The organism is Funiculus sociatus GB2-C1, from assembly GCF_039962115.1.
In the GTDB taxonomy this organism is placed as follows: Bacteria; Cyanobacteriota; Cyanobacteriia; order Cyanobacteriales; family FACHB-T130; genus Funiculus; species Funiculus sociatus.
Genome location: NZ_JAMPKJ010000044.1, coordinates 12870 through 32719, shown reverse-complemented (window position 1 = coordinate 32719; position 19850 = coordinate 12870). Strand labels below are relative to the sequence as shown.

Below are 19850 nucleotides of genomic sequence, written 5' to 3'. Positions count from 1 at the left end.
TAGATACTGACCGGGGATAGGTTGCAGTAATTTATCAGTAAATTTACATAAGGAATGAAGTAAAAAATATTAGCCTTGGCAGTTTATTGAAAGTCAAGCTTAAATTAATAAGGATAAAGCAAGTAGGTTGTGTATGGTCGATGTAGGTTTTTCTAAACAACTCACCCGTGGTTGTGCGAGTTTAATGTGGGCAACACTTACCATTTCTTACCAATCTTTAACATACGCGCAAGTACCCGGTTTTCAGCCAAATGCACCATTAGCACAACCTAATGCCAGCCCCGTCCCAGCGGGTGCAGCTTATACATTAGGCGGAGGCGATCGCCTCCGCATTGATATCTTCGAGGTTCCTCAGTTTAGCGGCGAGTACACAGTTCTAGCAGATGGCACAATCTACCTACCCCTGATTGGGACTATACCTGTCGAAGGGCGAACCGTAGAACAGGCGGCTAATATCATTTCCTCTAAATACTTTCGCTTCCTCAAACGTCCCATCATTACAATGAGCGTTCTGTCTCCGCGTCCCGCAAATATTCGCGTGGGGGGAGAAGTAAACCGTCCCGGAGGCTTCACAATTCCCCTGACAGCAGGAGTCGGAACCTTACCTGGGCTGCAATATCCTTCTGTAACCCAGGCAATTGAGTTGGCGGAAGGAGTTACCCTAGCCGCCGATCTTCGTCGGGTTCAGGTACGCCGCAAAACAGCGTCAGGTAAAGATCAAGTCATCACTCTTAACCTTTGGGAACTGGCGCAAACTGGCGATAGGCGGCAAGATTTAAATTTACGAGATGGAGACTCAATTTATGTCCCCACAGCCACCACCGTCAACCTAGCAGAAACACGCCAATTAGCCACTACTCGGTTTGCACCACCTCTAGAGAAACCCCGCACCGTTGCTGTGGTAGGCGAAGTTAACCGCCCTGGATCTTATGTCGTCATCGGCGGAAAAACAACACTAGAACAAAGAACGCTGGGAATTCCCAGCGTGACGCGGGCTATCGATTTGGCTGGCGGCATTAAGCCATTGGCTGATGTGCGCCGCGTCCAACTACGTCGCCTCACCAAATCTGGAACTGAACAACTCATCGATATAAATTTGTGGCAACTATTGCAGACAGGAGATGTGAGTCAAGATGCGATTTTGCAAGATGGAGATACCATTATTGTTCCCACTGCAACAGTAGTAAACCCGGCAGAAGTAACAGAATTAGCAACCACTAGCTTTTCTCCCAGTATTATTAAAGTTAGTGTGGTAGGAGAAGTTAAAAAACCTGGAGTCGTGGAGGTTGCACCCAATACAACCTTGAATCAAGCCTTGCTAACTGCGGGAGGATTTAACGATGCTAGGGCGGATCGCAAGGCTGTTGATCTGATTCGTCTCAATCCTGACGGCACGGTGTCGAAAAGTAAAGTAAAAATTGATTTAGCCCAAGGAATCAATGAGCAAAATAATCCACTGCTACGGGAAAACGACATTATTGTAGTCAGCCGTTCTGGTAGCGCTAAGACTGGTGACAGCGTGAGAACATTTTTAGAACCCATTGAGAAAGTTTTTACTTTCTTTAACATTTTTAGTCTCTTCGGAATCTTGGATAGGCAGTAATTTGGGTGTTTCGGGTGCGTCTTTTTTCTGGTTTTATGTAGCTAACCTTTCTCTAATTGTTAAATGGATACCGAACACGATTCACAGGCGTTTATTAATAGGCGTAATAGCGGAGGAAACCAGCCTCAATCATTGCCGGGACAGCTCACTGTCAAACCTGACGACGGTGATGAACAGAAGTTAGATTTAGCGTGGCTGTTAGGAGTTGTGCGTCGCCGCTTGCCAATTATGGCAGGGGTAGCAATTGTATTGACTGCCATCTCTGGAAGCACGATCGTTTTGAAGTCGAAAAGTATTGTTCCAGAGTATGAAGGCTCATTTCGGATTTTAGTTGAGCCTGTCACTGCTGAAGATAGACTGGCAAAGCAATTTTTATCCTCTCAAACAAATAATGCAGATATCCAAAAAATTGAAGTAGAAAAATCTAGTTTGTTGGATTACGAGACTCAAATTAGGGTTTTGCTTAGTAGTAAATTGATGGAACCAGTAATCAAGGATATGCAAAAAAAATATCCTGATATTAACTATAACTCCATGATTACCAAGCTATTAATATTTAGAGTTAATTATGAGAAAGATGGGACGCAATATGGAACAAAAATTTTAGAAGTTAGTTATCGAGATAAAAATCCCGAAAAAGTAAATTTCATATTGGATAAACTTTCTCAAACTTATCTTAGGTACAGCAAACAAGAGCGCCTGTCAAGTCTAAAACAGGGACTAGATTTTCTTAATCAGCAGCTCCCGCAGCTACGGGGGCAAGTTGATACACTGCAAGGACAGCTGCAAAAATTGCGGCAGCAGTACAATGTGAGCGATCCGGAACAAGCAGACACTATGCTGTTTCAGCAAGCTCTGGCTCTGGAGAAAGATCGATTAGATACTCAAGTACAATTGGCGGAAACGCGAGCGTTTTACGCTACTCTGCAAAAACAGTTGAGAGAAGGGAATCCTACCGGAGTTTTAGCTACAGATTCCAAGACATATGAAACCTTAATTGGAAAGCTACAGGGGCTAGAAACTGAGATTGCGTCAATGTCTCCCCAATTTCGTGAAGACAGCCCACCTATTCAGGTTTTAAGGGAAAGGCAACAAAATATACAAAATTTGTTGCGTCAACAAGCCGAAGGAATTCTGAAAAAAGTTGCTGGGCAACTTGAAGGATTGGAGAATCGCTACCAAACGATTGCTCAAACTGAAAGGCAGGTAAAGCAAAAACTTCAACAATTGCCAGATGTTTCCCGGCAGTATGGAGATTTACAACGGAAATTAGAAGTAGCGACGCAGAATTTAAAGGAGTTTTTAGCCAAACGCGAAGCATTGAGGCTAGATGCTGCCCAGCAGGAAGTGCCTTGGGAATTGATTGAAAATCCTCAGCTACGAGTTGATGAAGAGGGCAATCTGCTATCAGTTGCTACGAAACAAACTAAAAAACAGTTAGCGATCGCAATCGTTTTGAGTGCGCTTCTTAGCATCGGGCTGGGTTTCCTGATAGAAGCCCTCAATACAGTATTCCACACCCCTGAAGATGTAAAAGGTGAAACTAAACTGCCAATACTTGGGGTAATTCCTTTCGCCAAAGAACTCAAAAAACTTCCCAAGAAACAAAAGGAATTTGCTTCTTTACCGGAGGTAGGTAGTTTAAATGAAAGTTTGGGTGGCAATCTTGTTAATAATGGCAATGGCAGAGCTTCCTTGAATTTTTACACCGATTCCCCATTCTTGGAAGCATTTCGCTCTCTGTATACAAATATTCGCTTAATTAGTGCCAATAGACCGATTACTTCGTTGGCAGTTAGTTCAGCTGTACCCGGAGATGGCAAGTCTACTGTGGCGATTAACCTGGCGTTAGCAGCAGCAGCAATCGGTCAACGGGTATTGTTAGTAGACGCAGATTTGCGCCGTCCGAGTTTGCATACTCGGTTGAATTTACCCAACGTGCGTGGATTAGGGGATGTCATCGCTACAGACTTGAGTATTAATGATGCTATTGGGCGATCGCCCTCAGATAAGAACCTCTTCGTGTTAACCGCAGGTCAAAATTCCTCAGACCCGATAAAATTGCTCTCGTCAGATAAAATGCAGTATCTGATCGAGCAATTTCAAGCCCGTTTTGACTTAGTTATCTACGACTCGCCTCCCCTGGTCGGTCTTGCAGATAGCAACATTCTGGCTGCTAATACAGATGGTACTGTGCTGGTTGTGGGAATTGACAAAACAGACCGTACTATGCTGATGAAAGCACTAGATGGATTAAAAATCTCTGGTGGCTCTGTCTTGGGTATAGTTGCCAATGGGTTGAAAGGTTATACGGCTCCCGCGTATCCTTCTTACAGCCGCACTGGAAAAAATTAAAAACTAAAAATTAAAAATAAAAAGGGAAATAGTTCTTTTTTTATGTTTAATTTGGCATTTTTAATTCTTTGGTCAGAGGAGTAATGATGAAGTTAAAGCTTGACTGGTCTTGTGGTAGGGCGTTACGGCAAATGACTCAAAAAACCCAGACCGGATCAAAACGTCCAGGGAAAGCAATTTCTGGAAGCTGGAGAAAAAGAATTTTCTTGAGTGCAGCGATCGCGCTTTCTGGCGGAGCGATCGCACTCTCATTGAGCCTCGATCCGGTGTTAGCCGCCGAACGAGTGAAAATGCGCTTGGGGCCATTTCACCAGTCAGTAGCGGTCAGCGACTTAGAAGAATTTGCCAAAACGGGGAAAGTTCCCCGGACGCTTAAGCACTACCAGCTTTTGTTAACTCCCCAATTTCGGGAAACGCTCAAATCTAGCTTGCAGCTAGATCCCAAATTGGGAGACAAAGTAGTTAAAGACCTGTTGCGATCGCCAGTAGGAAAAGAGTTAATCGAGAAAATCGGCGTGGCTTTGCCCGACAGTAACATTGAAAAAATGCAAGCTGCCTTGAGTCTAGCTGTGCAACAAAGCAACGGCTTAAGCGTTATCAGCTTTTTGCAGGCATACCCAGCCGAAACGATAACCTTAGATGCTTCAAGCGCGATCGCTATTGTCCTTGAATTTAACGCCCCCTACTGGGAGAGTAAAGCTTTAAGCTTGCTCTTAGAACGGGAATTGACTGTTGCTGGGGAAAATTTCAGCCCAGCCTTTAACCCAGCAGCTTTCGGTTCTGAGAGAGTGCATAAACAAACTCGGAGTTTTTACGACCGAAGACGCGATCGCAAAATCATCGTCGATCTCTACTGGGCAAACTCATTCTCCGCCCCAGTCTGGAAAGAACTGCCAGAGGTAATAAGGAGAGAGGCAAAAGCGGGAGATCAGGGAGACAAGAAAGATTTGTCTCCCTCACCAAAACCGCAGCAACTCAACACCCCATTGGTAGTCATCTCTCACGGCTTTGGTGCTGACCGCTCATTTTTAGGCTACCTAGCCCGTCATCTAGCATCCCACGGTGTAACCGTCGCCGCCATCGAGCATCCTGGTAGCAATGCCAGCCGACTTTTTGCCGAGCATTTAGGCAGCAGCCCTGTAGGGTTGCCTGGACTTAATCCCTTGCTACCAGCGTCTGAGTTTATCGCCACGCCTGAAGACGTTAGTTTTTTGCTAGATCGGTTAAAAAAGCTAAACCAGAAACCAGGCTCCCTACAAGGTAAGCTAAATACCGAGAAAGTCACCGCCATCGGTCACTCCTTGGGCGGTTACACAGCTTTAGCTTTGGCAGGAGCCGAACTGAATCTAGACGAATTGCGATCCGTGTGCAAAAATCGCAACCCGCTTTTGAAATCTGGGGGAGACTGGTTGCAGTGTGCAGCTGCGGATTTACCTGAAAAGAGAGTGCAATTGCGCGATCGCCGGATAGCAGGCGCGATCGCGCTCAACCCGGTTATCGGACAGTTGTTTGGTAAAACTGGACTTGCCCAAGTTGCCACCCCCACCTTAATCTTGACTGGGACAGATGACAACCTCACCCCAGCACTGAACCATCAACTGCGACCTTTTAGGCAACTACCTAATCCCAAATACTTGATCACAGCCATCGGTGGCACTCACTTAAGCATTAGCGACTTTAGCCCCGGCTCCCAAGGCGAAGTTCTCACCCGAAGTACCCTGGTTAACGAAAGAACCGGCATGGTTGCTACTCCTATGCGTCAGTTGCTCCAAGGGATCGGCCTCTCGTTTGTCAAACAACTAACTCCAGCCGCCCCAACTTACGAACCGTTTCTCTCACCCGCCTACACCCAATCTTTTTCTACCCCAAAAATGCCTCTGCGCTTCAATACGCAACTACCAGCAAGTATTATTTCCTGGCTTAGTTTATCTGCACTGCCATAGATTGGGGATTAGGGATTGGGGATTGGGAATTGGGACTGGGGACTAGGGATTGGGGATTGGGAATTGGGAATTGGGAATTGGGAAAAAGTCTTACCTAGTCCCTAGTCCCTAGTCCCCAATCCCCAGTCCCTAGTCCCCAGTCCCTTGTCTTCCATATCTACCCTCTCCTGTTTTTCACGGAAAGCAACATAGCAAATGGTTACAATTCCCGTAGCATCACGCTTACATATTCAAGAGAGTTTAGCCTATACTGCATCCAAACAGTTCGGCAAAAAACAATAGCTGTCGAAGGGCGCGATCGCAATTCGGGCGGACGACCGGGAAACTACTGCCACCACCCCATTCCCTATCCCCAATGTTCTATGACTCCCAGTTCAGATATTTTTCTTACTAATCAGACTGAAGATCAGCCGCCCGAACTACCTCAACAGCAAGAGCCGTTTCCAGGTGGTTCTGTAGAAACATTGCTGTATTTATTAGAACAAGCGATCGCCTATAGCGGTACAGGTATCGTCATTAGCGATGCTATCTTACCCGACAATCCCATCATTTATTGCAACCGGGCTTTTGAAAAAATTACAGGCTACTCCCGCAACGAGATTATCGGCAGAAATTGCCGGTTCTTGCAGGGAGCAGATACAGATCCCATCGCTATAGAGCAAGTCAGCACCAGCATCCGCGAAGGAAACACTTGTCAAGTCGTCCTCAAAAATTACCGCAAAGACGGCACACCTTTTTGGAATGAGCTGAAGATTTCGCCAGTCCGCGACACTAAGGGACGCGTAATTCACTACATCGGGGCGCAAACCGATATCACCGAGCGCGTATTAGCTACACAAGCTCGCACTATAGCCCAAACAGCACTCAAACAAAGTGAAACAAAGTACCGCGATTTAGTCGAAATGTCGCAGGATCTAATCTGGTCAACCGACCAAGAAGGGCGGTTTACTTTCGTGAACTCTGCCGCTAAGCGCATTCTGGGTTACGAACCAGAAGAAATGATTGGGCATACCTTCACCGATTTTCAGCCGCCAGAACAACAACAGCAAGGCTGGGAAGTGTATCAGAAGATTTTAGCGGCCCAGTCTTACTATCAGTATGAGACAGTACAACTGCACTCGGATGGCAAGCCTGTCCATATAAGTTTTAACGCCATTGTTCTCCATGACGAAGTTGGGTTAGTCTTGGGGACAACGGGCATCGGCAGAGACATCACCGAGAGCAAACGTGCAGAAGTTGCTCTCTTGCACAGCCAAACATTTCTCAACTCTGTGTTAGACAATCTGCCCGTCGGGGTTTGTTGTAAGAATGCTTCCGATCTCCGCTTTGCGTTCTGCAATAAAACCTGCGAGGAACTGCTCGGCTTTTCCAGACAAGACGTGCTGGGCAAGAATGATTATGACTTGTTCCCACAAGAACAAGCTGATTTCTTCACCAGCATCGATCGGGAAGTGTTGAGGAATGGCAAACTGGTAGACATTCCCGAAGAGCAGATTCAGACTGGGCATCAAGAGCTAAGAATACTGCACACTCGGAAAATACCGCTTTTAGATGCCCAAGGAACACCAGAGTATTTGCTGGCAATTACAGAAGATATCACCGAACGCAAGCAAATTGAGACTCAATTGCGAAAAAGTGAAGAACTTTATCGCACAATAGCCAAAAACTTCCCTAATGGTGCTGTAGTTTTATTTGACAGTGACTGCCGCTACACCTTAGCTGAAGGTACAGACTTAGAAGTTGTCGGCTGCTGTAAAGACAAAGAGTTTTTGGAAGGAAAAACCCTGCACGAGACACTCACGCCGGAAACCAGTGAACTCCTAGAGCCTTATTTTCATGCCGCACTGGCTGGCATCGAAAATGTCTTTGAAGTGCCTTATCGCGATTCGCGCTTCTGCGGCGATAGCTTTGCTTCACGCATCTACAAAGTGCATACTCTGCCAGTGAGAAATGAAAACGGAGAGATTACCGCGGGCATGATGATGACACAAAACATCACCGAGCGGAAGCAAGCAGAAGAGGCATTGTTGGCGCAGCTTTGCATGGAGGCGCTGCGAGCAGATGTACACCTCGCTTTGACGCAGAAGGCAACTTTGCAACAAAGTCTTCAGTTGTGTGCCGAAACCATAGTTCGACACCTTGATGCAGCATTTGCTCGGATCTGGATACTCAACTCGGAGGAGGATGTACTTGAATTGCAAGCTAGTGCTGGAATGTACACCCATATCGACGGCCCCCATAGCCGAGTGAGAGTTGGCGAGTTTAAAATCGGTATGATTGCCCAAAAGCGCCAGCCACACCTGAGCAACACCGTCCAAGACGATCCTCGCATCAGTGATCGAGAGTGGGCGAAGCGGGAAGGAATGGTTGCTTTCGCTGGCTACCCCCTCTTGGTAGAGGAAAAGCTGGTAGGCGTGATGGCAATGTTCTTTACTAAACCGCTGTGTGAAGCGAAGCAGATAGGGCTGTTCACGGTAGCGAATGCGATCGCTTTAAATATCGAGCATAAGCGAACCACAGAAGCATTGTCCGAAACTGAGGCAAAATTACAAAAGCTAGCCGCGAATATGCCAGGAATGATTTATCGATTCCTCCTGCGACCGGATGGCTTGATATCTTTCCCATACATGAGTCCCGGTTGCCGAGAATTGTATGAACTGGAGCCAGAAGCCGCCCAGAGTGATGTTTCCCTCGTCTACAATCTAATCCATCCCGATGACCTCCAAGAGCATAAAGACTCTGTGGCGCTATCCGCACAAACGCTCCAACCTTGGTACTGGGAAGGACGAATGTATACAGCATCAGGAAAGCTGAAATGGATTCAAGGTGCAAGCCGTCCAGAACTGCAAGCTAATGGCGATATTATCTGGGATGGCTTGCTGATGGACATCACTGAGCGAAAAACCGCAGAGGAAGCCTTGCGATACAAAACTACTCAGCTAGAGCAAACTTTAAAAGAGCTGCAACACACTCAACTGCAACTGGTACAGTCAGAAAAGATGTCCGGTTTGGGGCAGCTAGTTGCTGGTGTCGCTCACGAAATCAACAACCCAGTCAACTTCATCTATGGCAACCTTGTCCACACCGAGGAATATACTCAAGACTTGCTCTACCTCCTGAGTCTATATCAGCAGCACTATCCCCATCCGGTGCCGGAAATTCAGGAGGAAGCCGAAACAATTGACCTCGATTTTCTACTCGAAGACCTCCCCAAAATGTTAACTTCGATGAAATTGGGGGCAGAGCGCATCCGTGAAATTGTCCTGTCTCTGCGGAACTTCTCTCGTCTGGATGAAGCCCAGGTGAAGCCTGTAGACATCCATGAGGGCATCGATAGTACGCTGCTGATCTTACACAATCGTCTCAAAGCCAAGCCAGAAAGTCCCGGTATTCAGGTGATTAAAGAATACAGCGACTTGCCCCTCGTTGAGTGCTATCCGGGGCAGCTAAACCAGGTATTTATGAATATCCTAGTCAATGCTATTGATGCTTTGGAAGTCGGGATTGCAGACTGGGTACTGGGTACTGGGGACAAGGGACTGGGTAAGAATTCTTCCAATCCCCAATCCCTAATCCCTAATCCCCAATCCCCAGCCCCGGAGATTCGGATTTGCACCGAGGCGCTGAATGCTCAGAGTGTGGTAATAAAAATAAAAGACAATGGATCGGGAATGACTGCGAATGTGCGATCGCGTTTGTTCGATCCTTTCTTCACTACTAAAACCGTCGGCAAGGGTACTGGCTTGGGGCTATCCATTAGCTACCAAATTATCACCCAAAAGCACGGCGGTGTCTTGAAATGCTTCTCAGAACCTGGACAAGGAGCGGAGTTTTGGATTGAAATCCCTATTTGCCAAAATTGAAATTTCTCGTTTCTACTCTCTGAGTGAGAACCAGACAAACAAACTTGATATGAGGCTCCAGCCTTAGGGTAAGCATTCCTAGCCTTTGGCTAGGAACAAGACAAACAAAGCAAAACGTAAAGTTGCACATTGCTTTCGTTACCATTAAGGTAATAGCTACTTGGAAAGTAGCTTTTTGAGGAAAAAACAAAAGTCATGGACCCGATCACAATTCTTGCTCCCCTAGCCCTACTGATTATCGGCTCAGCAGTGGGTTCTGGGAAAATTATCAATGAGGGTAATCAAGCTTTGGTAGAGCGTTTGGGTCAGTTCCATCGCAAACTAGAACCTGGTCTTAACTTCATCATCCCTTTTGTGGACTCAATTGTAGTGGAAGAGACAACTCGTGAGAGGGTCTTAGACATTGAACCTCAAGAAGCCATTACCAGAGATAATGTTTCTCTGATAGCCGATGCTGTGTTGTATTGGCAGATTTTTGATCTCAAGAAAGCTTATTACGCTATTGATGATATTGAAAACGCGCTGAAAAATCTGGTTTTGACCCGGTTGCGAACTGAAGTTGGTCAGATGGAGTTGGAGCAAACCTTTTCAGCTAGAAAAGAAATTAATCAGGCAATGCTGGCGGAGCTGGATGATGTGACTGACGCTTGGGGCGTGAAAGTCACTCGTGTGGAAGTTCTGGATATTATGCCAGTTCAGACGGTGCTAGAGTCGATGGAGCAGGAGCGGGCAGCTGAGATTAAAAAACGGGCATCAATTTTGGAAGCTGAGGGCGCTGCGGAGTATATGAACCGCATTTCTCAAGCTTTGCGATCGCAAGCTAATAGTAAGGAAGTTTTGCAGTTTTATCTGGCTCAGAGATTTGTCGATGCTAACTATAGATTAGGCGAATCTCCAAATTCCAAGATTCTGTTTATGGACCCGAAAGCTATGAGCGAAGCACTGGGAGAGCTGATGGGAACGGAGACTGACGTACCAAATGGCAGCAATGGCAGCAATGGCAATAAGTAATTTAGAATTAAAAAAGTTTTATTAATTTTTAATTCTAAATATGGCATCGGCGACGCGACAGACATCGTGCATTTGTTGAATGTCATGTACTCGCAGGATATCAGCACCACTCGCGATCGCTCCACAACAAGCCGCCGCAGTTCCCCAAACTCTGGCTTTGGGATCGGGTTGATTTAAAATCCGCCCGATAAAACTTTTACGGGATGGCCCCACTAAAATCGGCACGCCCAAAGAACGCAACATCGGCAAGGAACGCAAGATTTCTAGGCTTTGCTCGTAAGTTTTGGCAAAGCCGATACCTGGGTCAATGATAATCTTCTGGCGGTCAATGCCAGACGCGATCGCGCTTTCTATTCGGCTTGCCAAAAACTGCCCGATCTCCCCCATCAAATCCTGATAATCTGTCATCTGCTGCATCGTCGCAGGCGTTCCCCGGATGTGCATCAACACAATCGGTACGCCTAACTCTGCTACGGTGGGGAACATCTGAGGGTCGAAAGTCCCGCCGGAAATATCATTGATCATATCTGCCCCAGATGTGATCGCAGCCCGTGCTACATCCGAGCGCGTCGTATCCACCGAAATCACCACTGAGGATTTTGGAGCGATGTTTGGGGAGATTGATGAGGGAGTTGAACCATTACTGGTTCTTCCCCCAACCTCCCGTTCTTCCCAAAACATCGCGTGATTTTCCCTGGGGGGATCGGTTGGATCAATTTGTTTATCTTGTCTTTCGCCTTCTCGTAGTGCCTGCACAACTGGCAGCACCCGATGCAATTCCTCTTCTAAAGAGATTTGGGCGGCTCCTGGTCGAGTCGATTGTCCTCCCACGTCGAGAATATCTGCACCAGACGCTATCAGATGCTCAGCCTGCGCCAGGGAAGAAGCGATCGCTCTGAAGTCTCCCCCGTCACTAAAACTATCAGGCGTTACATTCAACACGCCCATCAAATACGTGCGCTTTCCCCACTCAAAGGTTTTTCCCCTGATTGTCAAAAATCCGCAGTCATTAGTCATTAGTCCTTAGCCATTCGTCGTTTGTTAATGGCTAAGGACTAATGACCATTAGCCATTAGCCATTAGCCATTAGCCATTAGCCATTAGCTAATGACTACTACTTATAATTCACAATCCGAGCAAAACTCTCAGGCTCCAGACTCGCTCCCCCCACCAGCGCACCATCAATTTCTGGCTGCGCCATGATTTCATCAATATTGTTAGGCTTTACCGAGCCACCGTACTGAATCGAAACATGAGGATTCTTTAACTGACTGCGAATCAGACCGATTACCCGGTTAGCTTCCGGCGAATCACAGGTGTCGCCAGTGCCAATTGCCCAGATGGGTTCGTAGGCGATAACTAGGTTCTGCTGATCAACGTCAACAAGACCTTTCTTAAGTTGAGTGGTGATCAGGGATTCCGTTTCACCATTCTCTCGTTGTTCTTTGCTTTCACCGACGCAGAGAATCGGCGTTAGACCACAGCGCTGCGCTGCTTTGAGTCGCCGATTCACTGTTTCATCGGTTTCGCCAAAATATTGCCGCCGTTCGCTGTGACCGACAATTACGTAGCGCACACCGATTTCAGTGAGCATGGAACCGGAAATTTCACCTGTGTAGGCTCCCTCCTGCTCCCAGTGGATATTCTGGGCAGATAGCAGCACCCGGTTGTTATGTAAATTTTTCGATAGGATGCTCAGATCGGTGAAGGGAGCCGCGATAACGACTTCCCGCTCCTGAGGTGTTTCTTCCAGGTGGGACATGAATCCTTGTAAAAACTCCAGACTCTCTGCCTGGGTTTTGTACATTTTCCAATTACCAGCAATAACTATTTTCCGCACAGGTAGCTCAGCCAAGTTCACAATGCTAAAAACTGTAACCTCCAGTTTAGTACGGCGCGGGGGAACCTCTGCCTTTAAGGGGATCAATTTTATACATTAATAGATCCGATCGCGATCGCCTTGATGCTTACCGGGGTTCCCAAAGAGTAGCGTATGCCCCTATAGGCGAGGCTTTGCTCTTTTTTTCCCCCCTTCTATCTCTTAGGTATTACTTCAAAAATTTTTTCCAGGCTTTCCTCTGGATTCACCCCACAGGTTCAACCTAATGCAGGATGCTCTGGAATAATCGTAAAACATAAGATTATATCAGAAACAAAAATAAAGAATTAATAAAATAGCGCAGGTAAAAAATATGAAACTGACAATTTTAGCAACCGCAGCACTTCTACTTCCCTTAAGCTTAGTAGCTCCGGTTCGCGCAGAAAATCCTGCCCATGTCAGACAGTTGATAGAAACTAAACAATGTAAGGGCTGCGACTTAACACAGGCAAATCTGGCAAGCGCTCACCTGGCCGGAGCTGACTTGAGAGGGGCTAATTTGAAAGGCGCAAACTTGTCCAAAGCTAACCTGGAAGGTGCTGATTTAACAGCGGCTAATCTGGAAAAGGCTAATATGACTGCCGCATTTATCAATAGTGCGGATCTCCAGCAAGCAGACTTGAGCGGTGCCAACCTGAGTGAGGCAAACTTGATGAATGCTAACTTAGAGGATGCTGCCTTAGATAATGCGATTCTGCCCAAAGGCATGAGATAGAGTAAGGCAGTTGTTGAAAACTAATACCTCAAATACTGCGGCTCGGTCTGTAACAGACCGAGCTTTGTTCTATCTGCTATTAACGGTTCGCCGCCGCTTCGCGGGCTGCTGTTGCTTCATCGGGGTGAATATTCAAGCGCGTCAAATTAATCCGACCCTTTGAGTCAATTTCTCGCACCTTGACAACCACTTCATCACCGACAGCTACTTCATCTTCTACGCGACCAACCCGATAGTCAGCCAGTTGAGAAATGTGGATCATGCCTTCTTTTCCGGGAAGCACTTCCACAAAGGCACCAATCGGGATAATACGGGTAACGCGACCGGCATAGACATCTCCTTCGTTCAGCTTCCGCGTCATACCCTGGATAATGTTGCGGGCTTTTTTCGCCTTCTCGCCATCCACTGAAGAAATCGTTACGGTGCCATCATCGTCAATATCAATCTTGGCACCAGTTTCTTCAGTGATACTCTTAATCATCTTGCCTCCGGGCCCGATGATCATGCCAATCAAGTCTGGATCGATCTTGATTGTCAGCAGGCGAGGCGCAAACGGCGACATTTCGGTACGCGGCTTCTCAATTGTCGTCAGCATTTTTTCCAGAATGTGCAGCCGCGCTCCCTTGGCTTGCTCAATCGCTTTGGCGATTACCTCTAAGGGCAACCCGCTGATTTTCATGTCCATTTGCAAAGCCGTGATGCCGCTCTCAGTGCCTGCAACTTTAAAGTCCATATCGCCCAAGAAATCTTCGATTCCCTGGATATCTGTGAGAATGCGAACTTCGTCGCCTTCTTTGATTAAACCCATTGCTGCGCCACTGACTGGTTCAGTAATTGGCACGCCAGCATCCATCAAAGCGAGGGTGGAACCGCACACGGAACCCATCGAGGTTGAACCATTGGAAGATAGCACTTCCGATACTACCCGAATCACATAGGGAAATTCTTCTTTCGGCGGCAACACTGGCACGATGGCTCGTTCTGCCAGCGCTCCGTGACCGATTTCCCGACGACCAGGAGCGCGCATCGGCTTGGTTTCCCCTACAGAATAGGGCGGGAAATTATAGTGATGCAAGTAGCGTTTTTCATCTTCTGGGTGCAGGTCATCTGCGAGATCCTGGGCATCGCCTGGGGTTCCAAGAGTGCAAACAGATAATACTTGGGTCAGTCCCCGGTTAAATAAACCGCTACCATGAACGCGAGTAGGTAACAGACCGACGCGACAGGAGACAGGACGCACTTCATCAAGTTTGCGACCGTCTACGCGAACGCCGTCTTCGATGATCTGACGGCGCATCATCTTTTTGGTGATACCTTTGAAAACGTTGCTAACTGCTTTAGAGTTTTCGGAAGCGGCAACTCGTATCGGGTCTTCTTCAGGTAATTGGGCGATCGCGCTGGTGATTTGCGTCTCTTTGATCTCGTCTAGGAGAGCATCACGCTGGTTTTTATCTAAGTCAAATTTAGATAAGACTTCTTTGATTTGAGCTGTTGCGCGATCGCTTATAAAATTCTCTAGCGTCGGGTCTAATTCCGGCGGTGTCTCTTGCACCATCTCTATACCCAGTTCTGCTAAAAGCTCTCGCTGCGCCTGAATTAAATCGCGCACCGCCTCATAGCCAAAATCAATCGCCTCAATCACATCCTGCTCTGGCAACTGGTTGGCTCCAGCTTCCACCATAATCACACCTTCTGGGGAACCTGCCACTACCAAATCCAAATCCCCCGCCTCAATCTCTGCATAAGTAGGATTGATAATAAAATCATCGCCTACTAAACCAACACGCACCGCCGCCATCGGCCCCAGGAAGGGAATTTTTGCCAACAACACGGCAATCGAAGCGCCAGTCACCGCTAGTACATCCGGCGGTACTTGCTCATCCATAGAAAGTGTCGTTGCTACCACTTGCAGGTCATCTCGCAACCAGGAAGGAAACAACGGACGCAGGGGACGGTCAATTAAACGGCTTGTCAGTGTCACCTTTTCCGGCGGCCGCCCTTCCCGTCTCAGAAAACCACCGGGAATGCGACCTGCTGCATAAAGCCTTTCTTCGTAATCTACTATTAAAGGCAGGAAATCAATTCCCTCTCTGCCGGTTGAGCGAGTCGCCGTGACTAAAACTACCGTATCTCCTGACTGAATCAAAACTGAACCCCCTGCTTGTGGGGCAAACAACCCGACTTTCAGTCGAATATCCCGTCCATCAAAGGATATTGACTTGTCTAGTTCTACCATGTGGTACTTTGTCCTTTCATCATTTTTCTTTATCTTTCGCAATCCTAGCATTTGTATAATATTGGTGCTTTTAGTCTGTTGTCAGTTGTCTGTTAGCGTTTGAAGGTTGTCAGCTTCTTCCAACCGGACAACCGGACAACCTGACGACTTTTGACTGAACTAATGCCTAATGACTAATGGCCGATACATCATCAGTGCGTCTACCACCCGTCCATCAGATAAATGCGCCGCACCCGGAATGCGCCCCATTGTCTGAAATCCCAAGGATTCCCATAACTGGATGGATGGAGTGTTGTTTGCAAAGACCAAATTGAACATCACCGCCGTGTAACCTTGAAGGGTGGCAATTTCTAGCATTCCCTGTCCCATCAACCTCCCAATGCCTTGGCCCCGCATAGATGGTTGTACAATAAAGCCAGCATTACAGATGTGGCTGCACCGTCCGGGAAAATTGGGTTTTAGATAGAAAGCTCCCAAAATTTCCTCCGGCGTTGCTGCGGTTTCGTCATCGGCAGCTTTGACGACAAAAGCATCGTGAGTCATCCAGTAGGCAGCAAATTCTACTTCGGATAGAGGTTGATTTTGTGGATACGTTTGATCCTCAATAATGATTTGGTTCAATAACGCCCTGACCGCATTTTGTTCGCTTAGGCGCATCCGGTCTAAGTTTACTTTTGTTCCATTTTTTAAACTTTTCTGCCAGGGCAAATTAATATTCATAATTTTTGGAAAATATGTTATCTCTTATGTAAAAATTTAATTTAAAAATTTATAATTTATCAGGTAGCTGTTAGATAGTCTACCTAAAATAATTGGATAGAGATTTAAGTTAGAAATCAAGAAATTAAATTTTAAATCATGGCAGTTTTACACGGTAGTTGGCTACTTCAATCTCAGAATAGTTATTTATTTGTTTGGGGAGAAACTTGGCGACCAATTCCGCCAGATGGGTCTTATAAAACAGATTTGATACCATTTCATCCTTTGGCGATGACACAGGCGGAATTGATATCTTTCTTGCGATCGCGCAGTGTCTTGGGAGGAGAATCGCCCCATTTTGATATTGAGAAATTTGTCCAAACATCGGCAACCAAAAGCAAAAAGAATCGTACTGCGGATGAGAAATGGCAGCATTGTATACTAGCTCTCCCCACCCAAACAGGGGAGACAGGCGAACCAGTTTATCCCGTATTGTCTACCAAAATGGTGTCAGAAAATGGGGACACGCCGCCTCTATTTTTACACCCTTGGCAAGTTGAGGGGCTGTGTCTTAACCCTTTGCAAGCAATGCAATTTTTGCAAGCGCTTCCCCTTGGCTCTTTGAAAGCATCTGACACATTCGTGGGGGGAGAATTGCGCTTTTGGTCGCATATTGGTCGATGGGTTTTGGATCTTCTGGCTCGGTGCAAGTTTTTGCCCGCACTAGAGCGGCAAAAAAATGATACCATCGTCGCCCGTTGGCAACCCCTGCTGGATAGTGCAGTAGATCGGGAGCGTTTAGAAAAGTTTACCGCTTTGATGCCATCTACTTGTCGCACGTATCGGGGGTTGGGGACTGGGGACTGGGGACTGGGGACTGGGGACAAGGAAACTTTCCCGAATACCTCTTTCCCAATTCCCAATTCCCAATTCCCAATTCCCAATCCAAAATCGGTACAGTTGCCGATAGAACCACAGGAGTTACTGTTGGGATTCTTGAGTAGTATGATAGACACGATTGTGAGGTTGCGTGTTGGCAATCCTAACTTAAGTGCAGTAGAACCTGCGGTTAGAGAATGGTTAGGCGCTCTATCAACGACATCTGATACCCTGAACGCACCGACGGGATTAGGAAAGCTGGAAACGGCGCTCAAAGATTGGATAGCGCCCGTGCAGAACCATTTAGTTTCTAGAGCGATCGCTAACGGGGAATCTTACACTTTTTTAGCGCCAGAGCAGAATCTGTTTCGCACCTGTTTGGTTCTCCAACCACCGACATCAGGTGAGGAAAACTGGACTTTGGATTACTTTCTGCAAGCAGTTGATAACTCAGAATTTCTGGTGGATGCAGAAACCATTTGGAACCATTCCTTGCAGCGAGGAGTGTTCAAAGGTCGGACAATTGAGCATCCTCAAGAGACTTTGCTTGGCGGTTTAGGGTTGGCTTCCCGAATATATCCTCCCATAGAAGCCAGCTTGCACGACCGCCGTCCGCAGTTTTGTCGCTTGACACCAATTCAGGTGTATGAGTTTATCAAGGCTGGCGCATGGCGGCTAGCTGACAGCGGGTTGGGGGTAATTTTGCCGCCCAGTCTGACACCTGTTGAGGGAGAAAATCGGCGCTTGGGGCTAAAAATTCGCTCCAGTGCGACACCGGGAAAAGGTCAATCAGGGTTACAAAGTTGGCTAGATTTTGAGTGGGAATTAGCTATAGGCGATCGCACAATTTCTAAACAGGAATTTGACCGACTCGTAGCCCTCAAAAGTCCACTTGTACAAGTGAATGGCGATTGGATTGCACTGCAACCTTCAGAAGTTAAAGCAGCGGCGGCGCTGTTGGCGACACCGAAAGATCAACTTTCTCTCTCTTTAGAGGACGCTGTGCGCCTCAGCAGTGGCGATACCAAACTTGTTGAAAAACTTCCGGTAGTTAGCTTTGAGGCATCAGGGCCTCTGGAACAGTTGTTGACGACTTTAACAGATAACAAGAAAGTGGAAGCGATCGCGCCTCCCGCCAACTTCCAAGGTCAGTTGCGCCCTTACCAAGCCCTCGGAGTGGGCTGGCTTTCCTTCATGGAGCGCTGGGGCTTGGGCGCTTGTCTGGCGGATGACATGGGGCTAGGAAAAACGGTTCAATACATCGCATTTTTGCTAAATTTGCAAGAAAAAGGGAGATTAGAAGCACCAACTTTGCTAATTTGCCCGACTTCGGTGTTGGGTAACTGGGAGCGAGAAGTTAAGAAATTTGCCCCGACTTTGAATGTTGTAGTCCACCACGGAGATAAACGCGCCAAAGGGAAAACATTTACCAAAGCAATCAAAGGGAAAAGTTTGGTAATTACCAGTTATTCTCTCGCATTTCGAGATGCTAAAGACCTGCAAAGTGTTTCTTGGCAAGGGGTGGTATTGGATGAAGCCCAAAATATTAAGAATCCCCAGGCGAAACAATCGCAAGCGGTACGTCAGCTAAAAGCAGGTTTTCGGTTTGCGCTGACAGGAACTCCAGTAGAGAATCGATTAGCTGAACTGTGGTCAATTTTGGATTTTCTCAATCCTGGGTATTTGGGAACGCGGGATTTCTTCCAGCGGCGGTTTGCTTTACCGATTGAGAAATATGGGGATACAGCATCGTTGCAGACATTGCGATCGCTTGTTAGTCCTTTCATCCTCCGTCGTCTTAAAACCGACCGCAAAATCATTCAAGACTTGCCAGAAAAGCAGGAAATGAATGTATTCTGCGGACTTGCATCAGAACAAGCTGCACTTTATCAACAACTGGTAGATGAGTCTCTTGCTGAAATCGAAGAAACCGAGGGTGTTCAACGCAAGGGAATGATTTTAGCTTTATTGCTAAAACTGAAGCAAATTTGCAACCATCCTGCACAATTCTTAAAATCAGCAGGCGAAACTAAAGATTTATCTTTTCGCAGTCGTTCTGGTAAAGTTCAGCGGCTAGAAGAGATGCTAGAAGAGGCTTTAGCAGAAGGCGATCGCGCTTTGATTTTCACTCAATTCGCCGAAATGGGAAAACTCCTTCAGCCTTATTTAGAACAACAACTTGGCTGGGAAACATTGTTTTTGTATGGTGGAACCCGCAAACAACAACGGGAGGAAATGATAGACAGATTCCAGAACGACCCGGAAGGCCCCAGAATATTTATTCTATCTCTAAAAGCTGGTGGTACAGGTCTTAACTTGACACGCGCTAACCATGTTTTCCACTTTGACCGTTGGTGGAACCCAGCAGTAGAAAATCAAGCAACAGATCGGGTATTTCGTATCGGTCAAACTCGTAATGTTCAAGTGCATAAATTTATTTGCACAGGTACTCTGGAAGAAAGAATCAATGACATGATTGAAAGTAAGAAAGCGCTGGCGGAACAAGTTGTTGGTGCTGGCGAACAGTGGCTAACAGAACTAGATACCGACCAACTCCGCAACTTACTGTTACTTGACCGCAGTGCAGTAATTGATGATGAATAAATGCTGAACGGCTAAGAGGATGTCCCAGAACCGTCAAAAGTTAGCTAGATCCCCCAGTCCCCG

At 46.9% G+C, this 19850-nt stretch carries 11 protein-coding genes; 7 read left to right on the top strand and 4 right to left on the bottom strand.

The annotated features are described in order from the left end of the window. Positions 1-133: 133 nt before the first annotated feature. The 5 genes from NDI42_RS19145 (at position 134) to NDI42_RS19125 (ending at position 10775) form a co-directional block, all read left to right on the top strand. The gene (locus NDI42_RS19145; RefSeq protein WP_190456270.1) at positions 134-1603 is read left to right on the top strand and encodes an SLBB domain-containing protein; all 1470 of its coding nucleotides are present in this window, start codon (positions 134-136) and stop codon (positions 1601-1603) included. Positions 1604-1666: 63 nt separating this feature from the next. Further along, entirely contained in the window at positions 1667-3958 is a 2292-nt protein-coding gene (locus NDI42_RS19140) for a GumC family protein (protein WP_190456268.1), read from the top strand. A 131-nt stretch (positions 3959-4089) separates the two neighbouring features. After that, complete coding sequence (locus NDI42_RS19135) at positions 4090-5901, top strand: alpha/beta hydrolase (RefSeq protein ID WP_348231455.1); 1812 nt, start codon at positions 4090-4092, stop codon at positions 5899-5901. A gap of 362 nt (positions 5902-6263) precedes the next feature. After that, on the top strand, positions 6264-9764 hold the full coding sequence (locus NDI42_RS19130; protein WP_190456266.1) for a PAS domain S-box protein: 3501 nt from the start codon (positions 6264-6266) through the stop codon (positions 9762-9764). A gap of 195 nt (positions 9765-9959) precedes the next feature. Next, positions 9960-10775 carry an SPFH domain-containing protein gene (locus NDI42_RS19125; protein WP_190424468.1) on the top strand — a complete coding sequence of 272 codons (816 nt, stop codon included), beginning with the start codon at positions 9960-9962 and terminating at the stop codon, positions 10773-10775. Positions 10776-10796: 21 nt separating this feature from the next. Here NDI42_RS19125 and folP read toward each other — a convergent pair whose 3' ends face one another. Then, the gene (gene folP / locus NDI42_RS19120; protein WP_199311211.1) at positions 10797-11792 is read right to left on the bottom strand and encodes a dihydropteroate synthase; all 996 of its coding nucleotides are present in this window, start codon (positions 11790-11792) and stop codon (positions 10797-10799) included. Between the two features lie 97 nt (positions 11793-11889). After that, positions 11890-12615 (bottom strand): triose-phosphate isomerase, encoded by a 726-nt coding sequence (gene tpiA / locus NDI42_RS19115; RefSeq protein WP_190456264.1) that lies wholly within the window; start codon positions 12613-12615, stop codon positions 11890-11892. A 352-nt stretch (positions 12616-12967) separates the two neighbouring features. On the opposite strand from tpiA, the gene NDI42_RS19110 reads away from it, so the two are divergent. Further along, positions 12968-13369 carry a pentapeptide repeat-containing protein gene (locus NDI42_RS19110; RefSeq protein WP_190456262.1) on the top strand — a complete coding sequence of 134 codons (402 nt, stop codon included), beginning with the start codon at positions 12968-12970 and terminating at the stop codon, positions 13367-13369. Between the two features lie 79 nt (positions 13370-13448). Here NDI42_RS19110 and NDI42_RS19105 read toward each other — a convergent pair whose 3' ends face one another. Continuing rightward, the gene (locus tag NDI42_RS19105) at positions 13449-15605 is read right to left on the bottom strand and encodes a polyribonucleotide nucleotidyltransferase (RefSeq protein ID WP_190456260.1); all 2157 of its coding nucleotides are present in this window, start codon (positions 15603-15605) and stop codon (positions 13449-13451) included. A gap of 159 nt (positions 15606-15764) precedes the next feature. Beyond that, complete coding sequence (locus NDI42_RS19100; RefSeq protein WP_190456305.1) at positions 15765-16319, bottom strand: GNAT family N-acetyltransferase; 555 nt, start codon at positions 16317-16319, stop codon at positions 15765-15767. A gap of 144 nt (positions 16320-16463) precedes the next feature. On the opposite strand from NDI42_RS19100, the gene NDI42_RS19095 reads away from it, so the two are divergent. Continuing rightward, positions 16464-19787: a DEAD/DEAH box helicase gene (locus tag NDI42_RS19095; RefSeq protein WP_190456258.1), complete on the top strand. Its 3324-nt coding sequence runs from the start codon at positions 16464-16466 to the stop codon at positions 19785-19787. Positions 19788-19850 lie beyond the last annotated feature (63 nt).

Coding starts and splice junctions, on each gene's coding strand:
- folP (WP_199311211.1), bottom strand. CDS start 11,792: ATGACTAATGACTGCGGATTTTTGACAATCAGGGGAAAAACCTTTGAG.
- NDI42_RS19140 (WP_190456268.1), top strand. CDS start 1,667: ATGGATACCGAACACGATTCACAGGCGTTTATTAATAGGCGTAATAGC.
- NDI42_RS19125 (WP_190424468.1), top strand. CDS start 9,960: ATGGACCCGATCACAATTCTTGCTCCCCTAGCCCTACTGATTATCGGC.
- NDI42_RS19110 (WP_190456262.1), top strand. CDS start 12,968: ATGAAACTGACAATTTTAGCAACCGCAGCACTTCTACTTCCCTTAAGC.
- NDI42_RS19135 (WP_348231455.1), top strand. CDS start 4,090: ATGACTCAAAAAACCCAGACCGGATCAAAACGTCCAGGGAAAGCAATT.
- NDI42_RS19130 (WP_190456266.1), top strand. CDS start 6,264: ATGACTCCCAGTTCAGATATTTTTCTTACTAATCAGACTGAAGATCAG.
- NDI42_RS19145 (WP_190456270.1), top strand. CDS start 134: ATGGTCGATGTAGGTTTTTCTAAACAACTCACCCGTGGTTGTGCGAGT.
- NDI42_RS19095 (WP_190456258.1), top strand. CDS start 16,464: ATGGCAGTTTTACACGGTAGTTGGCTACTTCAATCTCAGAATAGTTAT.
- NDI42_RS19105 (WP_190456260.1), bottom strand. CDS start 15,605: ATGGTAGAACTAGACAAGTCAATATCCTTTGATGGACGGGATATTCGA.